Source organism: Wolbachia endosymbiont (group A) of Epistrophe grossularia, from assembly GCF_947251435.1.
In the GTDB taxonomy this organism is placed as follows: Bacteria; Pseudomonadota; Alphaproteobacteria; order Rickettsiales; family Anaplasmataceae; genus Wolbachia; species Wolbachia pipientis.
Window position 1 is genome coordinate 1,062,770 of record NZ_OX366363.1, and the last position, 26,021, is coordinate 1,088,790.

Consider the following 26,021-nt stretch of genomic DNA (forward strand, 5'->3'; position numbering starts at 1 on the left):
CTGTGGTAGCTGTTTGATATAAAATTCTATTTCTATGACAAACGGGTTTTTATTGCCCATATAATTTGCAAAATTACACAAATAAAAAAATTTTTAAAAAACATAGTTGATACCAACTAATTTTTTCAACAGCTTCATCGAAAGTATTAACTGAAAGATTCGTTAATAGCATCCATTCTAGCGGTTTTTTTTTAAGGGAAGGGGAGTTTTCTCAACAACATAAACTGCATAAAGTGGTAATTTAGGTAGTTCTTCCGTCTTATGCCTAATATTATTCTTAGATGGATTCATCATAAACTTTCCAAATCTAACTTCCAAACGTGCTGTTCTTTTTGGCTTATTATCTTTTACAGGAACTTCAACTTCTACCGTACCTGCACAATGAGAGGATTTAATAAATGCCCATAACTTCTGCTCACCTTTTTCAGGATATCGAGATTTTCTATTTACTGCTCTATCTCTGCATGCTCTAACTAGCACTGCCGAATTAAGACTATGTGCAAGCTCAAAAAAGTCATATATATCTGCTTCTCTATCGCATACAGTTATAGTCTCAGTTTGAGTTGGATCAATAATATTATTTGTTTTTCTTAAAGTTTCCAACCACTTTACGCTTTCTTTATCTTCAATGCGATCGCTCTTTTTTTTAAGGTTCTCAGTTTCTTCAGGTCTTGAATAAACTTTTTGATCTAGTATCCCTAGTACCAAACCTTCTATACTAACGGCAAGAGCTGTATGCATTATAATACCTTTTGCAGTATCATAACTGGACAAATTTGCTAATCCGCTTGTTTTTTTATGGTTATTATATACAATGTAACTGGTATCTTGAATGACAAGAACCCTCTTGTGAGCTTTTGTTCTCTCAACTGTTTTATCAATGTGTGAAGCTAGAATATCGACTTCTTTTACGTTCTCATTTTAAAAAAAACGATATGCTGCTTTTGCTTCTGACCAACTTCCGCATGCCTCATTAATTGAGCTTTCAGGTAAACTTATCAAACTGTCAGCAATATTTACTAATCGGTCAGTTAATCTTTTATCTCCAAGTACAGCATCTCCAAATTCATTTTTAGCCCATTCATTACTCTCGTTTGCCATTTTTATACCCTCAATATTTGCAAACTCTAATATTGTAATACTTTATTTATAAGTACATTTATATTTGTGGGTAATAGTAAGGAATGACACCGTCTTGGATGGAAACCAGTGTCAGCTACTTTCATGACACCATCATAAGGTGAAACTGGATCCCAGTGTTTGGGCACTGGGATGACAAGAAGAGAGCACTGGAATGACAGGAGAAGGGGGGCTACTACCGTCATAAAGGAACCAGTGTCAGCTACTCGGATGATACCTTCTTTCTACTTAGTTTGGGTTATGCAAGAAGTCTATTCGCGGTATAGATTCCGCTAACACGTAGCGGGATGACGGTTGTCGGTAAATCTAAGTCAGTTTAGCTATATGCTTTTAATTCCCCCAAAAGGAGAATGAAATATGTGAAATTCTAGTTGATATAATTTAATGAATGGTTAGTTTAAATTACTAATTTATTTAAGAGACTTTGATGATATTTAGCCCACTCGCTTTTCTATTTTCCATATCACGATGTGCTTGAATTATTTCATCAAATTTATATTTTTTATTGATCCGTACAGTTAAAAGTTTTTTTCTTATCATCTCGAAGATTTCCATTGTGGTAAGCACTAATGTGAATCTATCATGCTTATAATGGTATATTGAGGTTCCAGTTGCAAATAACGAACGTGAACTAAGTAAAGAAAAACTAATAGGAGCGTTACCTGATATCTGCCCATAGGAAACGTATATGCCGAACCTGCCTAAAGATTCAAAAGAGAGCTTACTTGTAGCGTAACCTATGGGGTCATACACTGCACCTACTCCTCTGTTTTGCGTAATCTCCATAATTTTAGAAACGAAGTCTTTATCATTGTAGTTTATTGCGTATGTGCAGCCACTTTGTAAAGCTATCTTCATTTTTTCATCAGAGCTTACAGAACCTATCACTACACCTTTTTTATCCTTTGCCCATTGACATATTATTTGCCCTAAGCCACCATTAGCTCCATAAACTAGCACGAAAGCACCAGGCCTGATTTTATAAGATTGATTAACTAAATAGTGAGCTGTCATACCTTTAAACAGCACTGCAGCAGCAACTTCATCAGATATGTCATCTGGAATTTTTATCAGATATTTCTGGTGTATAATGCGCTTTTCACAATATGCCCCTGGAGGAGCTGTGCAATATCCAACTCTGTCTCCAACTTTGAATCCATCACTGATTTTTTTACCAAGTTTTTCAATAACCCCAACTGCTTCCACTCCAAGCACTGATGGTAAATTTTTAATTTTGCGTGTACCTTTTCTGTGCTCTAAATCATAACGATTTAAGCCGATAGTTGTGTGACGCACTAAGACTTCCTCGCCTTTTGGCTCACCTATGCTCTTATCTACAAATTCTAATACTTCTGGTCCCCCAGTTTTTTTAATTTGTATAGCTCTAACCATGATGAATATTAAGACAAAAACTTTGATTATGTTATCTAACAATTAATATTTTGCAAAGTTATTGTTTTCACAATCAATAGACTTCTTGCGTTACCTCCTGTCATTCCAGTGTCAGCTACTTGGATGACACCCTATTGATTACTGAAATGACATGGTTTGCAAACATTCTGTTACTTAAGCTTAAAAAACGTGTATGACAGTGTTATTTCGCTCAAATCTTTTGTATTGTTATCAAGCATTATCTCAGGATCTATATAAAAAGATACGGGCATAGCTGCTTTTTGTTTTGGTAGCAACATTTGTTCTTCAAAACAAAAGCATGCAATTTTATTGAAATACTTACCTGCTTTGAAAGGCGTAACGTTATACACCGCCATTCCAAATGAAGGCTGATCAGATAGATTTTTTGCGTAATAAAACGCTAAACTTTGTTCTCCTATGTTTACGTCAACGTAGTTAGTTTCTGATTTAAACTCCCAAGGTAGATCGGACATTATATCAGCATTGAAATGGACCCTGATCTTTTGGTTAGTTATATTTGTTGTTGTGTTAGTTACTTTTCTTATTGTGCCACCATACCCAGTAGCTTTACAGAAAATGCTATATAGAGGTACCGATGCATATGCAAGACATATCATCGACACAACTAAAGATACTAAAAAGAAAACTATAGAATTCTTACTGCCTTTCCTTAAAAAGGAAAACATCTAATCCCTATTGTTGAACAAGTTAAGTAACCTGAGTAGATTGAGAAATATATTAATAAAGTCAAAATAAAGATTAGTTGCACCGAGTATTGCCAATTTAGTAGTAGCAACTTCTGATCCGTCATTATGTTTATAATAAACGTCCTTGATTCTTTGAGCATCATACGCAGTCATTAAGGTAAAGACTATTACTGATATGAACGATATTGCAAAGTGGAGAGGACTACTTCCAAGAAATAAATTTACTATAGACGCAATGATTAACCCCCAAACTCCCATAATCAAGAAAGAGCCCATACTTGTAAGATCTCTTTTTGTAGTATTGCCATATAAAGCCATAGAGCCAAACATGATTGATGTAATGAAAAACGCCCTTGCTATATTTTCTGCAGTATAAACTATAAAAACATAAGATAAGGAAAGCCCCATTAACACTGAGAACGAGAAAAATATAGTAACGGCAGACTGAGCACTTAGGTGTTGAATTCTATAAGACATGTAGAACACCAATGCAACCGGAGATAACATTACCACAAGCGATAGAACGGGATTAGAATAAATTACTTGAAAAAGACCAGAAAATACTGTTAAAAATGCAACAAGCCCTGTGACGCCCAAAGCTAAAGCCATGTAATTGTATACTTTAGTTAGGTAACTTCTAAGCCCAGCGCTATAGTAAACGCCTTGAGAGCGAATATCCTGTTCATTTCTCATATAAGACATAATATAACTCCTTTTGTCCATTATTTAACACATTATAATATAAAACCACATTTTTATCAAGTGTTTTTATTATAAACAGCTATGCGCTGGCATTTGTTTTAATATAAATAGAATATAGGCCTATTGCTGCTGCATTTGAAACATTTAAGCTGTCAATTACGTTTGATATTGGGATCTTTAAAAGATAATCACAATTTTCTTTAACTAACCTCCGCATTCCTTTCTCTTCAGAACCAAAAATAATTACTCTTTTTTTCTCAAGACTCTTTATTTCATCTATATTTTCTTTAGCATTGCAATCAAACCCGTAACACCAGTAGCCGACCTTTTTTAAATACTGCATAGTTTTTACTATATTTGTAACGTATATTAGCGGAACAATATCTAAAGCCCCACTTGCTGCTTTTGCAATAGATGCATTTTCACTCGGTGAATGGTTATGTGGTAAAACCAATGCGTTGACATTAAAACAAGCTGAAGTTCTTAAAATCGACCCAATATTGTGCGTGTCAGTGACTTGATCTAAAATGACTATAGTAGAGCTGTCGTTTGAGCTTTCAGCTACTTCTTCGATGCTTAAGTTATAAAGAATAGGGGCAACATTTAAAGCAATTCCTTGATGGTTAGCACCTTTAGATAAAACGTCATTAAGTATTTTGTTTTCTACTAATCGAACTTTAATGTCCTTACTATTTACACATTGCCTAATTTCTTTTTCATGTTCTCTATAGAAATTTTCTGTTACTAACAGTTCTATACACTGCCTATTTTTATTCTTCAGTGCTGACATGCAGGTGTGCTTTCCATACAGCCAAAAATTCTCATTAGTTTTTGACGATTTCATCGTATTATCGAAAATCGGGTTTTTATAGAATAAGCAACATTTTACTATGTTTGGATATTGTTGTAAAATTATACAATTCGATTAATGCGTTTATGTCGGACGATGAGTTGGATTGGCAAAAAAATGTTAAGCCAATAGAATGTGGAAAAGTTACTTTGAAAGTTGATCATAAAGTAAATATAAAGTCTATGGTTGATAAAGGTACCTCCGACTTACAAGGGAATTTTCTTAATACCAATAATAGTAACTCATCATTTTGTCTTGACCAAAACACAAAATCAAAAGTTGATAGGGGTAAATATTTTATAAGCGATAAGCTCGATTTGCATGGCTATAATATAGAGGATGCTTACTGTAAATTGATAGATTTTATTATCAAAAATTATCGAGCAGGAAATAGATGTTTATTGGTAATTACGGGATACGGCAGTGCAACAAATAAAACAGACACTATAAAGAGTAACTTAAATAAATGGTTAAATGACACTAAAATCCAGCATATGGTTCTATACTACCAACAAGCTACGAAAAAACATGGTGGTAAAGGGGCTTTTTATGTTTTATTAAGAAGGAATAAAAACCTTGAGTCCTGATACTTAAAATTCCTTTTAAGCCTTAATTTTTCTTGTATAACCATACAGTGTTCGGCAGCGCGTGACGCACAACTGTGCGAACATTGTGATTTGGGTCTACCAGGAAGGATGTCTCCCAGTACCTCTTTTCCCGTCATCCCGCTACGTGTTAGCGGGATCTCATTTCACTTTATGAGGGTGTCATCCGAGTAGCCCCTTTCTCGTCATCCCGCTACGTGTTAGCGGGATCTCATTTCACTTTATGAGGGTGTCATCCGAATAGCTTGACTACTTGGATCCAGATTGGATACTGAGTTGGTGAGTATAAAAGTATAGCTTCTACGTCATACCGCCGCGGTATCTCAGCCGCTAACAAGTAGCGGGGTGACGAGTTATAGCTCTTCTCATAATAGTCAGAACAAATCATAAAAAAGCAGAATCAACAGCTTGACGGAAAGACTGAAAAATAGGGATATTTTTTCTAGCTCTGTTCTTTATAGCAAACCAATGATGCTCAATTTCGTTAAAGTCTGGAGAATATGGAGGAAGATAAAGAATTTCAGCACCTACTCCTTTAGCAAGATCATCGATTTTTTTAGATTTATGGAAAGCAGCGTTATCAAGAATTACAGTTTGGCCAGACCTTAAAATTGGAGTCAAAAACTGCTCAAACCAAGCCTCAAAAACATCCTTGTTGCAGTATCCCTCAAAGGTCAATGGAGCAATGATTTTCTTTTTATTTAGAGCTGCAATCATACTGACACGCTGAGTTTTTTTACCTGATTTTAGTGAATGAAACCTCTCTCCTTTTCTGCAATATCCGTATGGGTAGTCTTCTGTATTGTCTATCCCAGATTCGTCAATATATACAAGATTTTCAGGATATTTTGTTGCTATAACCTTTGCAAATTGAGCTCGCTTTTCTTCATTTCTTTCTTTATATCCGTAGGTCTTTTTTTCTTGTAAAGCCAATATTTTTAAGTGCGCGGTGAATCGTTTGTCGACTGATATTGCCCCAGAGTTTAGCCATCTCTGACTGAGTTTTGCCGCCATGGTTTTTTGCAAATTCGGTGAAGACATTCCAGTCGGTAATTTTATGGTTATATCCTACGCTTCCAGGCTTTTTTGACTGAAAATCTCCTGTTTCCTCACGCCTTTTCTGCCACTCATATAAAGTCGTTTTTCCAATTTTAAATCTCTTGGCAACAGTTGCTCTACTTTCTCCCTCATCCAATGCTTCCATTGCTTTTTTCCTTAAGTCATAACTATACGCTGCTGGCATACAAACCCCACTACCATAAATCCATATCTTACCTTATTTGGATTATTATGAGAAGAGCTATACTATACCGCTGCGAACCGTCATACCGCGATTTATTCCATAGCTGTACGAACATTCATTTTTGAAGGTAAACTGCACAGCAAATGGTGTCATTCCAGTGCTTGACACTGGAATCCAGCCGGCTTTGTTGCATCGCTAGCTATGGTGGATTAAAGATAAAAAAGGTGGAGAATATCAGTAGCTTATTATTCTGGTATTTATAACAAGAACGGTCAGTGAATACCTAAATTTGAGTAAAAGAAATTTCACTACCACTCACTAATCCGGCTAAAATTCAAGAATTTCAATGCTTTAGCTATTTTCAATAGAATTAAATTTATTAATATAAATAACAAATTACTATTCTTAAATTTGATCAGATTGATTGCAAAAAAACAAGATTTTCAATAAGTTGCTTATAATCCTAATTATAGTTAGCCTTTCATAAGTAGCGATGCAACAAAGCCATTCCAGCGTCACGCGCTGCCATGTGGTATACAAATTTCCTTCGAATTACAACGTACGTGCGCTCTATATGCACTTGATTGACAAATGCTCTCTTATCAAAATCTCAAGAATCTGCACTATATTTAATGCTGCGCCTTTGCGCAGGTTGTCAGCCACTATCCACATATTTAATCCGTGCTCAACAGTATTGTCTCTTCTAATACGCGATACATATACAGCATTCTCCTGTACAACATCAATTTGAGTTATGTATTCACTATCTTCACGCCTGTTGTACACTAAAACTCCACTATCTTCGGCTTCACTTAGCACTTCACGAGCTTGTTCTTCAGTGATATGTTGATCAAATTCCACATTTACTGCCATAGCGTGACCGATAAAGACGGGTACCCTTACACAAGTTGCAGTAACTTTTATATCTTCCTCTAAAATTTTTTTTGTCTCCTCTTGCATTTTCCATTCCTCTTCTGTAGAACCATTTTCCATGAATTCTCCTACATGGGGAATGCAATTGAATGCTATTTGCTTAGAGAATATCTTGGGTTTTTTAGCTTCGTTCATAAAGATTTTTTTTGTCTGGTCATAGAGCTCATCCATTGCTGCTTTGCCTGCACCAGAAGTTGATTGATAAGTTGAAGCAACGATTCTCTTTATTTTTGCTTTTTGGTGTAATAGATGTAGTACTAGCAGCATCTGTATTGTAGTACAGTTTGGATTGGATATTATGTTGTGGTTTTTATATTCCATAATTTTTTCTTTATTAATCTCTGGAATAATGAGTGGCACACCCTCTTTCATTCTAAAATGGGAACTGTTATCTATCACGATGCATCCAGCCTGTGTTGCAATTGGTACATACTCTTCAGAAACATGAGATCCAGCACAGAAAATGGCTACATTAGTTCCAACGAAGTCATAATCCTCAAGGCATAAAACTGTTAACTCTTTGTCACCAAAGCTCACCTTCTTCCCTTCTGATTTTTTCGATGCAAGTGCAATAACGCAATCTATCGCCTCATCTTGAAATTCAGCAAGCGTGCTTAATACCTCACGCCCTACTCTTCCGGTTGCTCCAATAACAGCAATTTTGTATCCCATATAGATGAACCTCTAATTTCAAAGTTCTATTATATTTTTACTGACAAAATTTACAATTGTTTTAATATTTTTACCTTGCAATTAATTGTAATTTAGCTATTATTATGCAATATTAGTAATATTACATAATGAAATGAAAGATGAGTAAGGAATACGATGAAACTAAGGTTAAACCTGCAATTTCTACACCTCAAGGGCCTGAAGGAACCAATGGATCAAAGGCCCAAAGTGTTCTTTCGAATAAAAGAAAGCCTACAATAAATTTTGATGATAAAAAGTATGGTGTAAAAACCTCTAAAATAGACCAACAGTCTCTAAACAAAAGACAAGAATCTTCAAAGCTAAGAGATTTCTTAAGGTCAATACCAATAATAAGGAGATTTTTAGCAAGGATTTTCACACCTGAAAAAATAGAAATCATCAGTAACCCTATATATGACAACATGGAAACATATAAAAAATCGCAGGAAGATTACCCTAGTAAGATAAAAGATGAAACTAGTATAGATGATGAACACACAAAAGAAGTAGATAGTAAACTTGAGAAGGGTAATGTTGAACAAGTGGACAACAAGAAAAGTCGTAGTTCATAAATATCAATCATTTAAAAATTATCTCTAGTTATAACATTGTATCTGAACAGACAATGGCGTCAACTTAAGGAAAAATATCAGCGATAGTGTATAAAATTTCTCTCTAAAACTTTTACCATTAAATTATCCAGAAGCCGCAGGAAACAGCACTTTTGTTTCTATTTTATTTCAACAAAGAAGTTTAAAATGTGTCCTTTTTAGGTGAAACATGCAAAAAGGAAAAAATTTTATTCTACAAATTAAAAATATAATATACTCGAAAGCTTTTCAGAGAATCCATTGTGTTGAGTTTTACACGAACAAGAAAACTTCCTTTTTCGACAGTATTTTCTATGATTTTAAAGTTAGTTAAAAAAAGTTTGGGAATAGAATGTGAACTTATGGAGCCATTGACATGTACCCTCAAAGCAAGCTTTTTCTAAAGCAAGGTATAAGATTTGCCATACAGGCTTTCAAGAATTTAAGCATCCAAACAGCCTATCAGGATGAACCTGAGTTGGAGAGGCTATAGACTTATTGCAGCAGATGGTTCTGGTATGAGATTACCCAGCTCTGAGGAAATTGTATCCGAGTTTGGCCGCTTTAAACCAAATGGAACAACAGGCACCATTGGCAATTTGTTTGTTGATTTGTGTACTTCGCTGATTTGTAGTGCTCGTCTTGCGGCTTGGAATATAGGTGAACAAACGTTGGCGGAAGAGCAATTACCCGAAGTTATCACTCAAATGCGTTCATTAAATCAAAAGAAATTATTATTTATCTATGATCGTGGTTATCCTTCAGTAAAATTCATTCAGCAGCATTATGATTTGGAAGTAGATTTTATTTTTCGCTTGCAAAAAAGAAATTATAGCAAGCTATGGGAACGCTGGAGAATTAGATTTCGATTTTATATTAGAAAATGAAAAGCTAAAAAATAAAATGAAAGGACAGAAAGTAAGAGTTATAGTGCTGACATTAGCCAACGGAGAAACAGAGGTATTGATTACTTCACTTTTTGACCGAGTAAAATTTACTTTGGAAGATATCAGCAAAGCTTATGTGTTAAGGTGGCATATAGAGGAGTGCTATAAACGACTCAAAATAGGTGCAGAATTAGAGAATTTTTCTGGCGTAAATTTAGAGGCTGTATTACAAGAATTTTGGGCAAACTTAGTCATGTGTAATATATTGTCGCTTCATATGTGTGATGCACAAGGGCCTTGGAATCCAGATCAAATTGCTGAGTATCGTTTAAATTTTTCAGTTTTATTTGGTGTAATGAGGCAGAAACTCTATCAGGTACTTATTGCGCCAAAAAACTTTCAAGCCCTTTTTAAGTATACGCGCTAAAGTTAAAATCCGACCAGGACGATTGTATAGCCGCGATAAGGTAGATAAGCCCAAACGCCATCATGTCTTTAGGAGAGTTTGCTAATGGAGGCTCTTAAGTTGACGCCATTGTCCGTTCAGCGGAGTGGTAGAATAAGGTAGACAAAGCAAGATAATAAAGATAATCATAGAGCAAAAGTGAGGTAATGTGGTAAACCTTTGAGAACTCTGCAAAAATTTACAGCAAAAAATAGAAAAGTTGGAAGGGAGGATAGAAGAGTTAGAGGCAGAAAATAAGGCCTTGAGGATTGAGAACACTGAGTTGAAAGAGAGGCTTGGTTTAAACTCGAAAAATTCATCTCTACCGAGCTCTAAAGAATTGTACAAAACAAAAAAGGACAAGCCAAAAAGCGAAAGGAATGTTGGCGATCAGGTTGGGCATAAAGGAAATTTTCATGCCACAATGGAAGCGGATAAAGTAGTAAAAATAGAGTTGCCTAATATTTGCGAATGCGGAGGAGAGCTTGTAATATGCGAAAAACCTTATGTTCACCAAAAAGTTGATCTTCCGGAAATTAGGCCTGATGTAGTAATTGGAACATGGTCGTTGTCGGAGATGCAGAAAAAGAAAAAGTAGCAAGTTACCAGAAGGTGTTACGCCAGATACATTTGGTCCAAGGGTTAAGTCTATAATTGCAGCACTCAGCGGATTTTACAAAAACTCAAAGCGTGAAGTGGCTAGTATCATAAATGACATTTTTAATTTGAACATAAGTGTTGGCAGCATATCAAATCTTACTATTACCCACAAATATAAATGGACTAAAAAGTAAAATATTACAATATTAGAGTTTGCAAATATTGAGGGTATAGAAATGGCAAACGAGAGTAATGAATGGGCTAAAAATGAATTTGGAGATGCTGTACTTGGAGATAAAAGATTAACTGACCGATTAGTAAAGATTGCTGATAGTTTGATAAGTTTACCTGAAAGCTCAATTAATGAGGCATGCGGAAGTTGGTCAGAAGCAAAAGCAGCATATCGTTTTTTTCAAAATGAGAACGTAAAAGAAGTCGATATTCTAGCTTCACACATTGATAAAACAGTTGAAAGAACAAAAGCTCATAAAAGAATTCTTGTGATTCAAGATACAACTTATATTTCATACTCAAGCCATAAGCGGATTGGGAACTATTGCTGGAAAAGGAGCAGTAATGCATACAGCCCTTGCTGTTAGTACGGAAGCTGGGAATACTGGATCAAAAGATTTACTCGAGGCAACTCATTTCTGAAGAAGAAAAAAGACTAAAGAGCCATCGTAACAACGTTCATATTGAGGATAAAGAAAGTATGAAATGGCTAGAAAGTTTAAAGAAAACAAATAATATTATAGATCTGGCCCAAACCGAAGCTATAACTGTATGTGACAGAGAAGCAGATATGCATGATTTTTTTGAACTTGCACATAATCTTAACTCAGCAATTTTAGTAAGAGCTCGCCACAACAGAAATGTAAATAAAAAATTCATGCATACCAGGAACAAGCAAAAATTATGGTCATTTATCCAAGGCCTCCCTTGCGCTGGAAAAGTAGAAGTTGAAATCCCTGCTAGAGATAACAAGCAAAAAAGGACAGCGTTTTTAGAAATTAGATTCGGAAAATTTATCACATGAAGGCCATATAAAATGTAAAGAAGGTCACATAAAATATAAACCGACAGCATTATTCAGTCTACAACTTCACGCAATTCATGTTGTTGAAAAAAACTCTCCTCCCGAAGCAAGTCCTCTAGAGTGGATGCTTTTTTCCGGTCAGTACTTTTGAAGAAGCTGTTGAAAAAGTTAGTTGGTATTGTTTGAGATGGAAAATAGAGATATTGCATAAGATTTTAAAATCTGGTCTCAAAGTTGAGGAATGTAGACTTGGAACAGCAGAAAGATTAATGAGGTATTTATAGCTCTTCTCATAATAGTCAGAACAAATCATAAAAAAGCAGAATCAACAGCTTGACGGAAAGACTGAAAAATAGGGATATTTTTTCTAGCTCTGTTCTTTATAGCAAACCAATGATGCTCAATTTCGTTAAAGTCTGGAGAATATGGAGGAAGATAAAGAATTTCAGCACCTACTCCTTTAGCAAGATCATCGATTTTTTTAGATTTATGGAAAGCAGCGTTATCAAGAATTACAGTTTGGCCAGACCTTAAAATTGGAGTCAAAAACTGCTCAAACCAAGCCTCAAAAACATCCTTGTTGCAGTATCCCTCAAAGGTCAATGGAGCAATGATTTTCTTTTTATTTAGAGCTGCAATCATACTGACACGCTGAGTTTTTTTACCTGATTTTAGTGAATGAAACCTCTCTCCTTTTCTGCAATATCCGTATGGGTAGTCTTCTGTATTGTCTATCCCAGATTCGTCAATATATACAAGATTTTCAGGATATTTTGTTGCTATAACCTTTGCAAATTGAGCTCGCTTTTCTTCATTTCTTTCTTTATATCCGTAGGTCTTTTTTTCTTGTAAAGCCAATATTTTTAAGTGCGCGGTGAATCGTTTGTCGACTGATATTGCCCCAGAGTTTAGCCATCTCTGACTGAGTTTTGCCGCCATGGTTTTTTGCAAATTCGGTGAAGACATTCCAGTCGGTAATTTTATGGTTATATCCTACGCTTCCAGGCTTTTTTGACTGAAAATCTCCTGTTTCCTCACGCCTTTTCTGCCACTCATATAAAGTCGTTTTTCCAATTTTAAATCTCTTGGCAACAGTTGCTCTACTTTCTCCCTCATCCAATGCTTCCATTGCTTTTTTCCTTAAGTCATAACTATACGCTGCTGGCATACAAACCCCACTACCATAAATCCATATCTTACCTTATTTGGATTATTATGAGAAGAGCTATACCACCCACCTTCTCGGCTGTACTGAAAATCCAGGATCCCGTTGTGGCAATAGTTCTAGTGGTGTATCTTTATGCACCCAAAACCTACATGGAGGCCTTTTGACAATTTCAATATCTATCCCATATTCTCTCTTTACGTAATCCTTTAAATCTTTTCCTTGGTATCCCATATCAGCCCACATTTTCTTAATATTGCTGTATTTTTCCTTCATATTGTCCAATGCCATCTTCACCCCATCTCTGTCATTTTCGCTTGCAGCTCCTACATAGCAACCAAGCACAAATCCTTGAGTATCTGTGATTATATGTCTTTTTCTCCCCTTTACCTTTTTCGCACCATCATAACCTTTGACCCACCTTTTTCCGTGGTTTTTACCGATTGACTGTCCACTATGCATGCGCTCGGCTTCCCATTTTTGACCTACTATATTTAGTGATATCATAGTTCATTTTCTCAAAAATTCCCTGCTTTTTCCATCTTCTAAACTGTTCATGCACAGCCTTCCACGGCGGAAAATCGTGTGGTAAATAGCGCCATTGACATCCTGTGCGCAGTATATAAAGAATTGCATCTACTATCTCACACTTACTGTATTTTGGTGGCCTTCCTCCTTTCTTGTACGATACTCTGAAGTGTTTTTCTATTCTTGCCCATTCCCTTTTACTTAAATCTGTTGGATATTTTTTCCTCATCTCTTACCTCAATATTCTTTCTTTATATACTACGTATTCCTTGGTTTGTGGACAACCTCTAATATGGAAGATACCGAAATTGCTATAGACAGTACAGGAATTAGTATATACAACAACACTCCTGGTCACAGCAAGGAAAATAGCACTGACAGAAAATATCGTGGCTATGAGCAAACGAGAAAATTGCACGTAATGTTGAATATAAACAACAAAAAAGCCATAGCTGTAAAATACAGTAACGGTGTCTACTCTGATCACTATGGAGCTTGTGATTTGCTAAAAGAAGTTGATTTTCAGCATGCCATAAAAGCACTATATGCAGATAGAGCATGTGATAGGCACAAGTTTTATAAGTTGTGTAACGAATATGATATAAAGACAAAAATTCCACCAATAAACAATGCGGCAGAACATCCAGAAATAGATTATATGTCTGACAGGAATGCTGCTATTAGGTTAATAAAATTATACGGTGAAGATGGCATGAAAGAATGGAAAAAAGAAGTAAATTATGGGAAAAGATCTTATATTGAAGGGTTTTTCTCAAGATTAAAGCAAATATTCGGATTTAGTTTTAGGAATAAATCTGAGATAAATCGAGAAAAAGAACTGCTAATCAAATGCTATTTGCTTAATAAATTCACTGATATTGGTATGGCTAAATTTGAGATAGTTACATGAATTTACCATAAATCACCATCTCATAAAGTGTGATGCAACAAAGCCATCCCAGTGTCACGCACTGGCATGACACCCTTTTGGATAGAAACCAGTGTCAGGTACTCGGATGACACCATTTACAACCACTCTCCTACCCTTTCTAGCTGTTTATAGCTGTTAAATCTCAGGAATTTATCAAAATATGGAGAGGCAATAAAGGGTGTGGAATTACTTAAATAGTTAGATAAAAAACCAGGCAGATCATTTTTTAATTCTTGCATTTTGTATCTATAATTTTGTATAGAAATAACTTTTATTTTATCATAATCAAGTTTCCAATAAGCAAGTTCTGAGACTTCTCTTTTTGTTATATGTTCTACCGCTAAGGCTTGTAAAATTAATTGCGGAAAAAACCCCGACATCACTTCTTCATTGGAAGGTGGTGAACCAAGTTTATAGTCTATAATTGCTACTTGCCCACTTGATAGATACTCAACTCTATCACATCTTGCTGTCAGTGAAATTTCTTGTGGCTTATTTGTCATCCAAGCAGTTTCATACTGATCACAAGAACCAGTGTCACGCGCTGGAATATGAAATATCGGACAGGAAAAGTTCTTTTCCAACTCAACATAATTGCTTCGAGTTTCATCAAATTCGACAAAAGATTGAATTATCTTTTGTAGTCTTACCCACCACATATTTGAAAAATTAAACTGACTAGTCGAGAATGCTTCTCGTGCAATGCTCATTGGAGATTTTTTGTTGCGTAAATATCTTGCAAGAATGTTGTGTACCATAGTGCCAAATTCCAATATCGATGGCTTAAAATTCAAGTCTCTTAATTGTTTAAGGCCCAGTATATACTCAACGTAAAATGAATAAGGATTACGAATTAGCTTTTCTATTGCACTGCAAGACATCACCTGCATTTTTTCTTTTCTAACTTCGGTTTGAGGTTTTGGCATAGGCTGAGTACATGGAACAGTACATTCAGGCGTATTTAATATCCTTAGCCAATCACGATAAGGATATTTTGACCCCTGCAACAGAATTTCCAAACGCTGCAATAGCATTGGTTTTCTATGGCTTAGCGATCTTGTAATATAAACCTTACTTGCACAAAACAAATTGTGTAAAGTATAAAAAAAATACCCCTGCTCTTCTTGCGCAGAAGGAAGATTAAATTTTTCTCTCGTAAGTGCATTCAAAAGCGGACTTTGAAAGCTTGGCGCTTCATTAAATCCAGCAAGTATCACAACTTTGTTGTGATATAAGCTGAATTTATTCAAGTCACTTGCTACAGAGAAAAACTCTTTCTCTAAAAATAAGGTCAGAATTTGGCTATATAACTCTAAGGAGCATTTAATTTCTACACCCTCACATGCATTTGAAAAATTACAGGTAAAATTACCTATTTCACTATTTAGCTCTGAAAAATTTATACCAGATAATATATTAATACACTGCAAATGAGTTGCTACCACATCGAAAATAGAGCAATTTATAGAACGAAGTAAAGGATTAAATATAACCTCTAACTTACTGATAATAAGTAATATATCTTCTTTGTATTTTAGCTTTTTATGGGCATTGATAGCATTTATAATATCGCTCAGGCCATTTGTACTAAAGTTGCGTAATACCTCTATTTCAAATTCAGATAAAATCCGAGTGTACTCTTCTTGAGTGTAACCAAAAGTCACTAGCCTATGTTTAAGGAGCGAAAGTAATGACACACTGCTCCAATTTGAGGTCAAAACTTCGATACTATAAAGCAGAAGCGTTATATAAGGGTAATTTTCCGGTATGGCACTGTGTTGCCTTGATAAACATGCTATACGAGCTGCAAGTAATTTATCAAAGACGACCAAAGAAATGTTTTCATAACCTTCATTTTCTATAATTAATGATGTCACTTGTGCTTCTTCCTCTCTGGAATCACAAGTGATGACTTCAATATTGCCAACATGTCCACTACTAACTTTGCTTAGATCGGCAGTTGTATCAAAGACGTAATCTAGATATTCCTCAGGACTTCCTGTTATCCCAGCCCTTTCTTCTGTCATCCAAGTAGCTGACACTGGGATCCAGTTTTCATTATACAGCCACCTGGTGCGCTCATTTAAAGTTAAGTTTTCTGGATCCCAGTGTCTGGGCACTGGGATGACACCAGAACACGCTTCTGGCAGAAAACTAACATCCCTTCTATCCACTTTTAAATAATCGAGTAGATCTTTCAGGCAATATTGATAGTGTTTTTTATCAAGCAATTTCCAGTCTTTCTCTTTAATTTTCAAATTCAGGTTAGGCAAAATTATTTTTCCAAATGGCAGATCATATATAGCCTTAATTAACGACTTATCCTTTCCAATTCCAACAAAGATTATATATTGGTCTTTTTGTAAAGAGGTTATCATACTGTTTATGTAATCACTCTTATGTTCTAATATATCTACTACTCCTAAATCTTTTAAAATTTTATTCCATGTTTCAATAAGTAAATTTATGAAACTTTCTATTTTTTTTGAATGTTCATCGAACTCTGCCATTTGGGTATACTGAATTTTATCAAGCAATGATGGCAGGCTATAAGCTAAATCAATTGGAAAATTATCATTATTTTTTCTATTCCACTCCAATATGAATTGAATGAGTAGCAGCGTCCTTTTTGTTGGCTTGATAACTTTGACTCTATCAAGATTTAATATTAAATCCTCCTCATCGATGTTCTCTAGCGAAACTATCTCTGGCAAAATTATGCATTTTTTAGCGTTATAATTCTTGAATGCACTCAGCAGCGCTATCACATCCCTCTTGCAAGGAAGTATGATCTTTACTTCAGGGATTTTTTCTCTTTCATATTCAGAAAATATATGCTGAACCAGCACATCGAAAAGGGATTCATCCACATTAACGGTAAAAACTCTTCCCACTAACAGTAACAATTAATACAATACTTTTATTGTATAGAAATTATTCAAAATATAAACGTGCTTGTATGCTATTATATATTAAAATCTTTTATAACATTACATGACAAACATCAGAATAGAAGTTTTAAATAAATGTGAGCAAGTTGGCTGCAGATGGTTAGTCAACGTTTACTCGATTTATATACACAAAGAATTACCACCAAAATTATATGAAGAAATTTGTGGGCTATTTTATAATAAAGTCATACAAGACTGCCGTTATTATTCCTACAACGAAAACCTTGAAGAAGTTCAATATGACTTCATAGAACCACAAGCTGAGTGGGGCTTGGAGATAAGCTTTTTACCTGGCATGACCGACAATGTAGGCAACACAGCGAAACAAATTGTTAGAGAATATTTAATAAACAAGGACTACATTGATGAAAATGTTTATATCAAAACAAGAAGTTCAAAATTGATTCTAAGTCAAGGGAATTTGCCAACTGAAGATGATATAAAACAAGAATTCAACCCTATCACTGAGTATTGCACGCTTATCTGTAAAAACTATAGCTGGAAATATTATGGTAAATCGAATACCCCACCTGGTGTCATCCCAGTGCCCAGACACTGGGATCCAGAAAATTTCAAGCAATTGTATAATGAAAACTGGATTCCAGTGTCAAGCACTGGAATGACAGGGGGGGAAACAGGAATGACAGAAGGAAGAGCTGGAGATACCCACCCCTGTGTCATTCCAGCGCGTGACCAGGAAAAAGAAAATGGATCCCAGTGTCGGAGCACTGGGATGACAAGAGAGGGCACTGGGATGACAGAAAAAAAAGCTGGAATGACAGGAGAAAGCACTGGAGTGATATCAAGTAGTAATGGAGCTAAATCTGTTGATTTAAATGTAAGTGACCAAGAACTTGAGAAAATCAGCAGAGATGGAATCGATGGTAACGGCACTTTAGGGCTCTCGCTGGCAGCAATGAGAGCTATAAAGGATTACTTTAAAAAACTTAATAGAAATCCATATGATATTGAACTTGAGTCCCTAGCACAAACTTGGTCTGAACATTGTAAGCACAACATTTTCTGCTCTCCTATTGATGAAATAAAAGATGGCTTATATGCACATTACATTAAGCGTGCAACGCGTGAGATAAATTCTGACATATGCGTGTCAGTTTTCTCCGACAATGCCGGAGGAATAATTTTTGATGACGATTACTTAATCGTAGATAAAGTTGAAACTCACAATAGCCCTTCAGCTCTTGATCCATTTGGTGGAGCAATGACTGGAGTGCTTGGAGTAAATCGTGATATAGTTGGTTTCGGTAAAGGCGCAGAGCCTATAATGAATACCTATTACTTTTGCTTTGCCAAAGAAGCAAAAGGCAAGTTTTATAGGGATAAAGAGCGCACTGATGAGATCTTACCGCCAAAATATATAATGAAAGAAGTGATTCACGGTGTTAATGTTGCTGGTAATTGCTCTGGTATTCCAACACAACTTGGATCGGTATATTTTGACGATAGATTTTGTGGAAAGCCGTTAGTCTTTGTTGGCAGTGTCGGAATTATTCCATGCAACATAAATAACGCACCTTCACACATCAAAGGGCCTAAAAACGGCGATAAAATCGTAATTATTGGCGGAAGAGTTGGAAGGGACGGAATTCACGGTGCAACGTTTTCCTCAGAGGCTTTGTCGGGAAACAGCCCTTCAACAATTGTGCAAATTGGTGACCCTATAACACAAAAAAAATTATCCAACGCCGCCTTGGAAGCAAGAGATCTTGATCTTTATAATGCAATAACGGATAATGGAGCAGGCGGTCTATCATCATCTATTGGTGAAATGGGAAAAGACGGATTTGAAGTTGATTTGAGCAAGGTTCTCCTTAAAAACGATGGTATGGCTCCGTGGGAAATATGGATATCAGAATCACAAGAGAGAATGACCTTAGCAGTGCCAGAAGAAAATCTCCCTATGTTTAAGCAAATCATGAAAAAACATGATGTGGAGGTTTGTGTGATTGGAGAGTTCAATGAGAGTGGTAAAGCTGTTGTTAAATGTCCTAAAGGGAAAGTAATAATGGATATCGGAACTGAATTTCTGCATGATGGTAATCCTAAAGTGCATTTACAGACAAAGCCGTGGTCTAAGGAGTCTGCTGTATCCTTTCCTGTCATCCCAGTGCTTGACACTGGGATCCAGCAGGTAAAGCCTGCAAACATTTTACGCCAAAACTCATCTAATGGTGGAATTGAATGTGAAATGGATTCCAGTGTCAGCTACTTGCATGACACCCTTTGCGTGTCAGCTACTTGCATGACATCAAGCCAAGAAACTGAACTAAAAGAAATGCTGAGCAGACCAAACATTTGCAGCAAAGAGTTCATAGTGGTGCAATATGATCATGAGGTTCAAGGATCGTCAGTGTTAAAACCACTGCAAGGCAAGGGAAGAATGTGCAGCGAAGCTATTGTCTCAAGGCCTGTTCTTTCTTCAAATAAAGGTGTTGTAAAATCGCAAGGATTTGGCTCAAGTTATGGAGAAATTGACACCTACCACATGGCAGCATGTGCAATTGACACCGCGATACGCAACTATGTAGCCGCAGGAGGAAATATAAATCATCTAGCGTTGCTCGACAATTTTTGCTGGTGTGATGCTTATAATCCAGAAAGGCTATGGCAGCTAAAGAGAGCTGCAGAGGCTTGTTACGACTTTGCAACTGCATTTAAAACACCATTCATATCCGGAAAAGACAGTATGTTCAATGACTTCAAGGGATATGATGAAAATGGCGAGAAAGTGATAATCTCCGCACCACCTTCATTACTCATCTCAGCAATTGGAATTATAGAAAATATTGAAAATGCGGTATCGCTTGATGTGAAAATGCCGGGAGACTTGATATATGTACTTGGAGAAACACTTGATGAACTTGGTAGATCTGAATATCAGTTATATAGTGGAATAGGTAATAACAACGTACCAAAAGTTGATGCAAAGAGCGCTAGGAAGTTGTATGAGCGTTACAACCAGGCAATAAAAGATGGCATAATTGCCTCTGCAATTGCACCAAACTTAGGCGGATTAGTTATTGCTCTGGCAAAATCGCTAATTGCAGGAGACCTTGGTGCTGAAATCGATCTTTCACTAGTGCCAATAGGAAAAATACAAAATACAGACATAATAAACAAGATAATAATGTTTTCTGAATCGCAAAGTAGAATTTTGGTTACTATTGCACCACAAAATCAGAAGAGGTTTGAAGAATTGTTTGAAGGTGCAGTTTATTCATGTATTGGCAAAGTAACAGAGAAAAAGGTGCTAAACATAAAGGATGTTTTAAAAGTAGATCTGAAAGATGTGGCATGCTAATATAAAATATTTTTCTTATTATGCTAAATAACTCTTTTACTATATGTAATGTTTATTTAGAATGAATGTATGTTATTAATTTTGGGTAGGTAATTATGTCTATTTTATCGATACTCCTGTTTATCAGTCTTTCTTTACTCAACACTTCAAATAAATTGATGATATGTGCTGCCTTATTTGTGGGAGCTGCTTTAGTTGTAAATTCAATGGTTGAATTTTATGGCAGAAGCAAAGCTACGTACAACTTAATAGTGTGTACAGCGCTATGTTGTGTTTTTAAATGGCAAAGTTTTAATTTGATGATATTGATTTCATATACTGCAATTTTAGTATCTCTTCTCTCAAGCATAATTATTTTTGAAAAATTGAAGTCCAAGTTGAATTTTCATATGGCAAATCTCATTACTTTAATTATAGCATCAGTGGTTGATAGTGCCGTTGTATGTGTTGGATTACTATACAAATTTTCTGCAGGTAAATGCTTATCAATATACATTAGAGATTTAATTTTTAAGTTTTCTTATGTGTCAGTATTGAGCATCTGCTTGTTTGTAGGAATGTATTTATTTTGCTTGGCGAACAAGAAGTATTTTAAGATTTCCACATAACCTGTTTTCTGATATAGCTAAACTGACTTTGGGTCCTGGGGGTGTATTTGGTGGTCCTAATACGTAACAACAGTTTAGAATTTATAGGTAGCCTAAACCCACAACTGTACAAACACTATGATTTGAGCCTATCAGGGGGGTGTCATTCCAGTCTGGAATCCAGAAAAAAGAATGGTGTCATCCCAGTGCTTGACACATAGCTGTACGAACATTCATTTTTGAAGGTAAATTGCACAGCAAATGGTGTCATTCCAGTCTGGAATCCAGAAATTTTGCTTATAACTGAGCTGATGAGCTAAAGGTAGTTGTCTTACGCTAAAACAAACGTTTTTAATTAAGTTGCATAGAACCAGTGTCTGGGCACTGGCCCACTGGTGGGAATTGCTCCTAAACTACAACGTTCGTACAGCTATGTGCTTGACACTGGGATGACATCATAGGGGCACTGGGCATAAGTGTTGAAAGTATCAAAAATAACGTGATATGAGATGATCAACGGCATGTAAATTACCTCCCGACAGTAAAACAATCGAACGTATAAAAGAGTCATTTAGATCCAATGTGAATTGCAGTAATGCTATTTTGAACCCATGTAGATTATTTTTGATTTTATAAACAAGAAATAACAAAGCCGATCATGTAAATATACACCTTCATGCCATTCATAGTATGGCTTAAAAAGTGCTTATATCCAAGATTTTGCTTTATAAATTTAAAGAACACTTCTATATCCCATCTGCGCCTATATAGCTCTGTTACTTCATAAGCTGGCATTTCAAACAAGTTTGTCAAAAACCATATTTCATCTCCAATTTTATTTCTGATTTTTATTAGCCGTAGATCATGCTTTTCTGCCACTTTACCTCGTGCACGATAAAGATTAACTATTATATCTTCTAAAATCTCTGATCCATCCGATTTTTGTTCTCTTATAACTTTGTTCCTGCTTATAACATCATGTTTTCTTCCTACTTTAACTCTTGTGATAAATTTGTACTCCTTTTCATCAAATTCGGCAAAAGTTCCAACTTTTCTGATTCCTCTATCAAATAATAAAATATCCTCTTTTTCAACTTTAGCTTCATTAATTGCTCTCACTAATGCTATATCTTCACTACTTTCTTCTTGTCCTTTACAAAATCTTATACTTGTCGGCAATTGATCCTTTAATCCTACACTCACTTTAACTTGACTGTCGTTACTTTTACCGCCTATTTTTAGCCCATCTTTTATGAGATATCCCGATAAATTTATGATCGTCGAATCAAACTTATGTAAGTTATTTGATGTTTTTTGGGGTAATAGCTTTTTAATCTTGCTCATCAAATCAATATATACTCCCTTAAAATATTCTGGATTTATAACTTTTAACCTTTTTGACAAACCACTGTATGTTACTGTACTTTTATCGCTATTCTTATCCATTATACACCTGTTTATTACCATTTCTAGCGCTCTTAGGCTTGTTTTTTGCCCCATTAATATTAACTTCATTAGACCTTTAAATATAATCTTGCCCAACAATTTAGTATTACATTTATCTACTTCACTTAATTTTCCTAGCCTTTCTAAATCCTCATCTTTTATTAAATTTAGTACTCTTTCTATTTGATCCATTATTGCCTCCATTTTCTTGCAATAATAGTTCTTTATGTCTTTTTTGTGTTACTTTCAACACTTATGGGGCACTGGCCTACTTAACCGTCATACCGTCGCGGTATCTCAGCCGCTAACAAGTAGCGGAATGACGATTTATCAAACGCTGCTTAATTTTCCGTAACAGTTGAAAAAATCAATAGAAAATCAATATATCACTATAAATTCACGTATTTTGAGGCTATAATGGTTAATACGCTATATGGTATAATATGGACGATTTTATCAGAGTTAAGGGCGCAAGGGAACATAATCTGCAAGGTGTAGACGTCAATATACCGAAAAATAAGCTAGTTGTTATAACTGGGCTAAGTGGTTCTGGCAAGTCTAGCCTTGCATTTGATACGATTTATGCAGAAGGCCAACGCCGGTACGTTGAAAGCCTGTCAGCTTACGCGCGTCAATTTCTCAACATTCAGGATAAACCAGATGTTGAGTCGATTACAGGTCTCTCTCCTGCAATATCTATCAACCAGAAATCGATCTCAAAAAATCCAAGGTCAACAGTTGGAACTGTTACCGAAATTTACGATTACTTGCGCTTAGTATATGCACGAATAGGAGTTCCTTATTCACCTGCAACTGGATTACCAATAACAAAACAAACGGTGTCTCAAATTGTAGATACTATAATTGCGTTACCTTTAGAAACTAAGATATATATACTTGCCCCTGTTGTGCGTGGTAGAAAGGGAGAACATCTTAAAGAGATATTGGAAATTAAAAGACAAGGTTACGTAAGGTTCAAAATAGATGGTGAAGTGTACAATGTAGATGACTTGCCTAAACTCGATAAGAACAAGAAACACGACGTTTTTGTGGTTGCAGATAGAATATCAATATTGGGCGATATAGGAAATCGACTGCCAAGTAGTATAGAATCCGCACTAAAACTTGGTAATGGTCTAATGTATGTAGAAATAGTAAACCTACCTGACAACCATAATTCCGAGTATAAAAATGGTCAAATTCTGACTTTTTCAGAGAATTTTGCATGCCCCGAGTCTGGTTTCACTCTTGAGGAAATAGAACCAAGATTATTTTCTTTTAACAGCCCTTACGGTGCATGTGGTTCGTGTAATGGGCTTGGTAAAAAACTAAGTGTTGATATAAAGCTAATAGTACCGGATGAAACTCTTTCAATATCTGAGGGTGCTTTAAAGCCAGTGGGATCAATGTTCCGTCAAGTGCACACAGGTTATGGATTTCTAAAAAGTGCAATTCTATCACTGGCTGAAAACTACAAATTTAACCTTGATATTCCGTGGAAGAACATAGATCAAGAAGTAAAAGATATGATACTCTTTGGCTCTAATAAATTTCAAGGTTTGATCAGTATCTTGGAGAACCAGATGGATTATGATGAAACACTTGTTGAGCGATATTGCTCTGTCACTCACTGCAGAGAATGTACTGGCTATAGATTGAAAAAAGAAGCGCTTACAGTAAAAATTGATAGCAAACATATAGGTGAAATATCTAGGCTCAGCATCGATGAATCCCTTAAGTGGTTTGAAAATTTGCCAGACAAGCTCACAGAACAACAGAAGCAAATCTCAAGTAAAATATTAAATGAAATAATCAAGAGGCTAGCATTTTTAAAGAATGTAGGGTTGAATTACCTAACGCTTGATCGAGAATCTAGCACTCTCTCTGGCGGTGAGAGTCAGAGGATCAGACTTGCTTCACAAATTGGCTCTGGTTTAACAGGAGTGCTGTACGTGCTTGATGAACCCTCGATAGGCCTTCATCAATGCGATAATGATCGGTTAATTGCTACACTGAAAAACTTGAGAGACATGGGTAACACTGTAATCGTTGTTGAGCATGATGAAGATACAATAATGGCTGCTGATTATGCGATTGATATTGGTCCTGGAGCTGGCGTAAATGGTGGAAAAGTTGTTGCAGAAGGAACACCAGACCAGGTGCAAAGAAATTCAGGGAGCATAACAGGGCAATATTTGAGTGGAGAGAAAAAAATTTTAATTCCAAGAAGAAGAAAGCAAGCAACTCAGTTCATAAAAGTAATAAATGCATGTGAAAATAACTTAAAAAATGTGAACGTTAAATTTCCTATAGGGAATCTTATTTGTGTTACTGGAATATCAGGAGGGGGAAAATCAAGTTTAGTCATAGAAACGTTATATAAATATTCAGCACATAAGATACATCATTCGTCTGCACGGTATGGCCAATGCGATAAGATAGAAGGCCTTGAATATATAGATAAAGTTATAGAAGTTGATCAGTCGCCAATTGGTAGAACTCCTGCGTCAAATCCAGCAACATATGTCGGTATGTTTACTCATATAAGAAATTGGTTTGCAGGTCTTTCGGAGTCAAAAGCAAGGGGGTATAATATAGGCCGGTTTTCATTTAATACCAGAGGGGGAAGGTGTGAGGCTTGTAAAGGTGATGGGCACTTAAAGATAGAGATGCATTTTCTACCGGACGTTTACGTGAAGTGTGAGCAGTGTAAAGGACGAAGGTATAATCGGGAAACATTGGAAGTTACTTATAAAGAAAAATCAATCTCTGATGTGCTTGATATGACGATAGATCAAGCTTGTGATTTTTTTGAAAACCTTCCAATGGTAAAAGAAAAGTTGGTTTCTTTGCAGGAAGTGGGGCTTGGCTATATAAAACTCGGACAGTCGTCAACAACGTTGTCTGGGGGTGAAGCACAACGAATAAAGCTGTCCAAAGAGCTATCAAAACGATTTACCGGAAGAACATTGTATATTCTTGATGAGCCAACAACTGGATTACACTTTGAAGATATAAATAACTTACTAAAAATACTCCATAGATTAGTCGATCTGGGAAACACTGTTATAGTTATCGAGCACAATTTGCACGTTATAAAAACTGCAGATTATATAATAGACATCGGACCAGAGGGCGGAATAAAAGGCGGAGAAGTGATTGCTACTGGAACTCCAGGAGAAGTGGCAAAAATTCCAGAAAGTGTTACAGGCAGGTATCTTAAAACGTATTTATTATAAACTATTTC

Annotated in this window: 16 protein-coding genes and 6 pseudogenes; 10 read left to right on the plus strand and 12 right to left on the minus strand. The window is 35.8% G+C overall.

Annotated elements, in window-relative coordinates; all coding sequences use genetic code 11:
* Window positions 1-103: 103 nt before the first annotated feature.
* From OPR28_RS05240 to rlmB, 6 genes and pseudogenes are all read right to left on the minus strand, one after another.
* Window positions 104-1,101: pseudogene (locus tag OPR28_RS05240) on the minus strand (IS4 family transposase); the annotation flags it as partial.
* A gap of 26 nt (window positions 1,102-1,127) precedes the next feature.
* Entirely contained in the window at window positions 1,128-1,325 is a 198-nt protein-coding gene (locus tag OPR28_RS05245; protein ID WP_265023642.1) for a hypothetical protein, read from the minus strand.
* A 229-nt stretch (window positions 1,326-1,554) separates the two neighbouring features.
* A complete protein-coding gene (locus tag OPR28_RS05250; protein WP_253303422.1) occupies window positions 1,555-2,532 on the minus strand; it encodes a quinone oxidoreductase family protein in 978 nt (325 codons plus the stop codon).
* A gap of 170 nt (window positions 2,533-2,702) precedes the next feature.
* Complete coding sequence (locus tag OPR28_RS05255) at window positions 2,703-3,239, minus strand: cytochrome c oxidase assembly protein (protein WP_006279376.1); 537 nt, start codon at window positions 3,237-3,239, stop codon at window positions 2,703-2,705.
* On the minus strand, window positions 3,240-3,962 hold the full coding sequence (locus OPR28_RS05260) for a Bax inhibitor-1/YccA family protein (RefSeq protein ID WP_010962942.1): 723 nt from the start codon (window positions 3,960-3,962) through the stop codon (window positions 3,240-3,242).
* A gap of 79 nt (window positions 3,963-4,041) precedes the next feature.
* Entirely contained in the window at window positions 4,042-4,806 is a 765-nt protein-coding gene (gene rlmB, locus OPR28_RS05265) for a 23S rRNA (guanosine(2251)-2'-O)-methyltransferase RlmB (protein WP_253303421.1), read from the minus strand.
* Window positions 4,807-4,898: 92 nt separating this feature from the next.
* On the opposite strand from rlmB, the gene OPR28_RS05270 reads away from it, so the two are divergent.
* On the plus strand, window positions 4,899-5,399 hold the full coding sequence (locus tag OPR28_RS05270) for a Smr/MutS family protein (RefSeq protein ID WP_182319589.1): 501 nt from the start codon (window positions 4,899-4,901) through the stop codon (window positions 5,397-5,399).
* Between the two features lie 402 nt (window positions 5,400-5,801).
* Here the strand turns inward: OPR28_RS05270 and OPR28_RS05275 are convergent.
* Window positions 5,802-6,660, minus strand: a protein-coding gene (locus OPR28_RS05275; RefSeq protein WP_265023237.1) for an IS630 family transposase whose coding sequence is annotated in 2 segments (ribosomal slippage) — window positions 5,802-6,336 and window positions 6,335-6,660 — 861 coding nt in all. Because the reading frame shifts where the segments join, the coding sequence is not laid out codon by codon here.
* A 570-nt stretch (window positions 6,661-7,230) separates the two neighbouring features.
* The gene (locus OPR28_RS05280; protein ID WP_012673309.1) at window positions 7,231-8,265 is read right to left on the minus strand and encodes an aspartate-semialdehyde dehydrogenase; all 1,035 of its coding nucleotides are present in this window, start codon (window positions 8,263-8,265) and stop codon (window positions 7,231-7,233) included.
* A gap of 140 nt (window positions 8,266-8,405) precedes the next feature.
* Between OPR28_RS05280 and OPR28_RS05285 the strand changes: the two genes are divergently transcribed.
* The 4 genes and pseudogenes from OPR28_RS05285 to OPR28_RS05300 form a co-directional block, all read left to right on the plus strand.
* Complete coding sequence (locus OPR28_RS05285) at window positions 8,406-8,858, plus strand: hypothetical protein (RefSeq protein WP_265023643.1); 453 nt, start codon at window positions 8,406-8,408, stop codon at window positions 8,856-8,858.
* Between the two features lie 208 nt (window positions 8,859-9,066).
* Window positions 9,067-10,275, plus strand: a pseudogene (locus OPR28_RS05290) (IS4 family transposase).
* 144 nt (window positions 10,276-10,419) lie between these two features.
* Window positions 10,420-10,963: pseudogene (locus OPR28_RS05295) on the plus strand (DUF6444 domain-containing protein); the annotation flags it as partial.
* 81 nt (window positions 10,964-11,044) lie between these two features.
* Window positions 11,045-12,125, plus strand: a pseudogene (locus OPR28_RS05300) (IS4 family transposase); the annotation flags it as partial.
* A gap of 28 nt (window positions 12,126-12,153) precedes the next feature.
* On the opposite strand, the gene OPR28_RS05305 reads toward OPR28_RS05300, so the two are convergent.
* Window positions 12,154-13,012 (minus strand): IS630 family transposase gene (locus OPR28_RS05305; RefSeq protein ID WP_265023237.1). Its coding sequence is split into 2 segments (ribosomal slippage): window positions 12,154-12,688 and window positions 12,687-13,012, totalling 861 coding nucleotides; the frame shifts between segments, so codons are not numbered across the junction.
* A 60-nt stretch (window positions 13,013-13,072) separates the two neighbouring features.
* Window positions 13,073-13,766: pseudogene (locus OPR28_RS05310) on the minus strand (IS5 family transposase); the annotation flags it as partial.
* A gap of 57 nt (window positions 13,767-13,823) precedes the next feature.
* Here OPR28_RS05310 and OPR28_RS05315 point away from each other — a divergent pair.
* A pseudogene (locus tag OPR28_RS05315) lies at window positions 13,824-14,447 on the plus strand (transposase); the annotation flags it as partial.
* Window positions 14,448-14,563: 116 nt separating this feature from the next.
* On the opposite strand, the gene OPR28_RS05320 reads toward OPR28_RS05315, so the two are convergent.
* Entirely contained in the window at window positions 14,564-17,362 is a 2,799-nt protein-coding gene (locus OPR28_RS05320; protein ID WP_265023645.1) for a WPE palindromic element domain-containing protein, read from the minus strand.
* Window positions 17,363-17,462: 100 nt separating this feature from the next.
* Here OPR28_RS05320 and OPR28_RS07040 point away from each other — a divergent pair, with 100 nt between their 5' ends.
* The 3 genes from OPR28_RS07040 (at window position 17,463) to OPR28_RS05335 (ending at window position 21,549) form a co-directional block, all read left to right on the plus strand.
* Window positions 17,463-20,741, plus strand: coding sequence for an AIR synthase-related protein (locus OPR28_RS07040; RefSeq protein ID WP_265023646.1), 3,279 nt, complete (start codon window positions 17,463-17,465; stop codon window positions 20,739-20,741).
* Window positions 20,742-20,836: 95 nt separating this feature from the next.
* The gene (locus tag OPR28_RS05330) at window positions 20,837-21,349 is read left to right on the plus strand and encodes a hypothetical protein (RefSeq protein WP_265023647.1); all 513 of its coding nucleotides are present in this window, start codon (window positions 20,837-20,839) and stop codon (window positions 21,347-21,349) included.
* Window positions 21,350-21,396: 47 nt separating this feature from the next.
* Window positions 21,397-21,549, plus strand: coding sequence for a hypothetical protein (locus OPR28_RS05335; RefSeq protein ID WP_156518033.1), 153 nt, complete (start codon window positions 21,397-21,399; stop codon window positions 21,547-21,549).
* A gap of 409 nt (window positions 21,550-21,958) precedes the next feature.
* Here the strand turns inward: OPR28_RS05335 and OPR28_RS05340 are convergent, their stop codons facing one another.
* Window positions 21,959-22,966 carry an IS4 family transposase gene (locus OPR28_RS05340; protein ID WP_265023318.1) on the minus strand — a complete coding sequence of 336 codons (1,008 nt, stop codon included), beginning with the start codon at window positions 22,964-22,966 and terminating at the stop codon, window positions 21,959-21,961.
* 251 nt (window positions 22,967-23,217) lie between these two features.
* Here OPR28_RS05340 and uvrA point away from each other — a divergent pair, with 251 nt between their 5' ends.
* Window positions 23,218-26,013, plus strand: a complete 2,796-nt coding sequence (gene uvrA, locus OPR28_RS05345) for an excinuclease ABC subunit UvrA (protein WP_006279734.1) — start codon at window positions 23,218-23,220, stop codon at window positions 26,011-26,013.
* The last annotated feature ends 8 nt before the right edge of the window (window positions 26,014-26,021 follow it).

Bases quoted from the DNA above. Each gene is read 5' to 3' on its own strand.
- OPR28_RS05245 (WP_265023642.1), bottom strand. From the start codon at position 1,325: ATGACGGTAGTAGCCCCCCTTCTCCTGTCATTCCAGTGCTCTCTTCTT.
- OPR28_RS05250 (WP_253303422.1), bottom strand. From the start codon at position 2,532: ATGGTTAGAGCTATACAAATTAAAAAAACTGGGGGACCAGAAGTATTA.
- OPR28_RS05255 (WP_006279376.1), bottom strand. From the start codon at position 3,239: ATGTTTTCCTTTTTAAGGAAAGGCAGTAAGAATTCTATAGTTTTCTTT.
- OPR28_RS05260 (WP_010962942.1), bottom strand. From the start codon at position 3,962: ATGTCTTATATGAGAAATGAACAGGATATTCGCTCTCAAGGCGTTTAC.
- rlmB (WP_253303421.1), bottom strand. From the start codon at position 4,806: ATGAAATCGTCAAAAACTAATGAGAATTTTTGGCTGTATGGAAAGCAC.
- OPR28_RS05270 (WP_182319589.1), top strand. From the start codon at position 4,899: ATGTCGGACGATGAGTTGGATTGGCAAAAAAATGTTAAGCCAATAGAA.
- OPR28_RS05280 (WP_012673309.1), bottom strand. From the start codon at position 8,265: ATGGGATACAAAATTGCTGTTATTGGAGCAACCGGAAGAGTAGGGCGT.
- OPR28_RS05285 (WP_265023643.1), top strand. From the start codon at position 8,406: ATGAGTAAGGAATACGATGAAACTAAGGTTAAACCTGCAATTTCTACA.
- OPR28_RS07040 (WP_265023646.1), top strand. From the start codon at position 17,463: ATGACAAACATCAGAATAGAAGTTTTAAATAAATGTGAGCAAGTTGGC.
- OPR28_RS05330 (WP_265023647.1), top strand. From the start codon at position 20,837: ATGTCTATTTTATCGATACTCCTGTTTATCAGTCTTTCTTTACTCAAC.
- OPR28_RS05340 (WP_265023318.1), bottom strand. From the start codon at position 22,966: ATGGATCAAATAGAAAGAGTACTAAATTTAATAAAAGATGAGGATTTA.
- uvrA (WP_006279734.1), top strand. From the start codon at position 23,218: ATGGACGATTTTATCAGAGTTAAGGGCGCAAGGGAACATAATCTGCAA.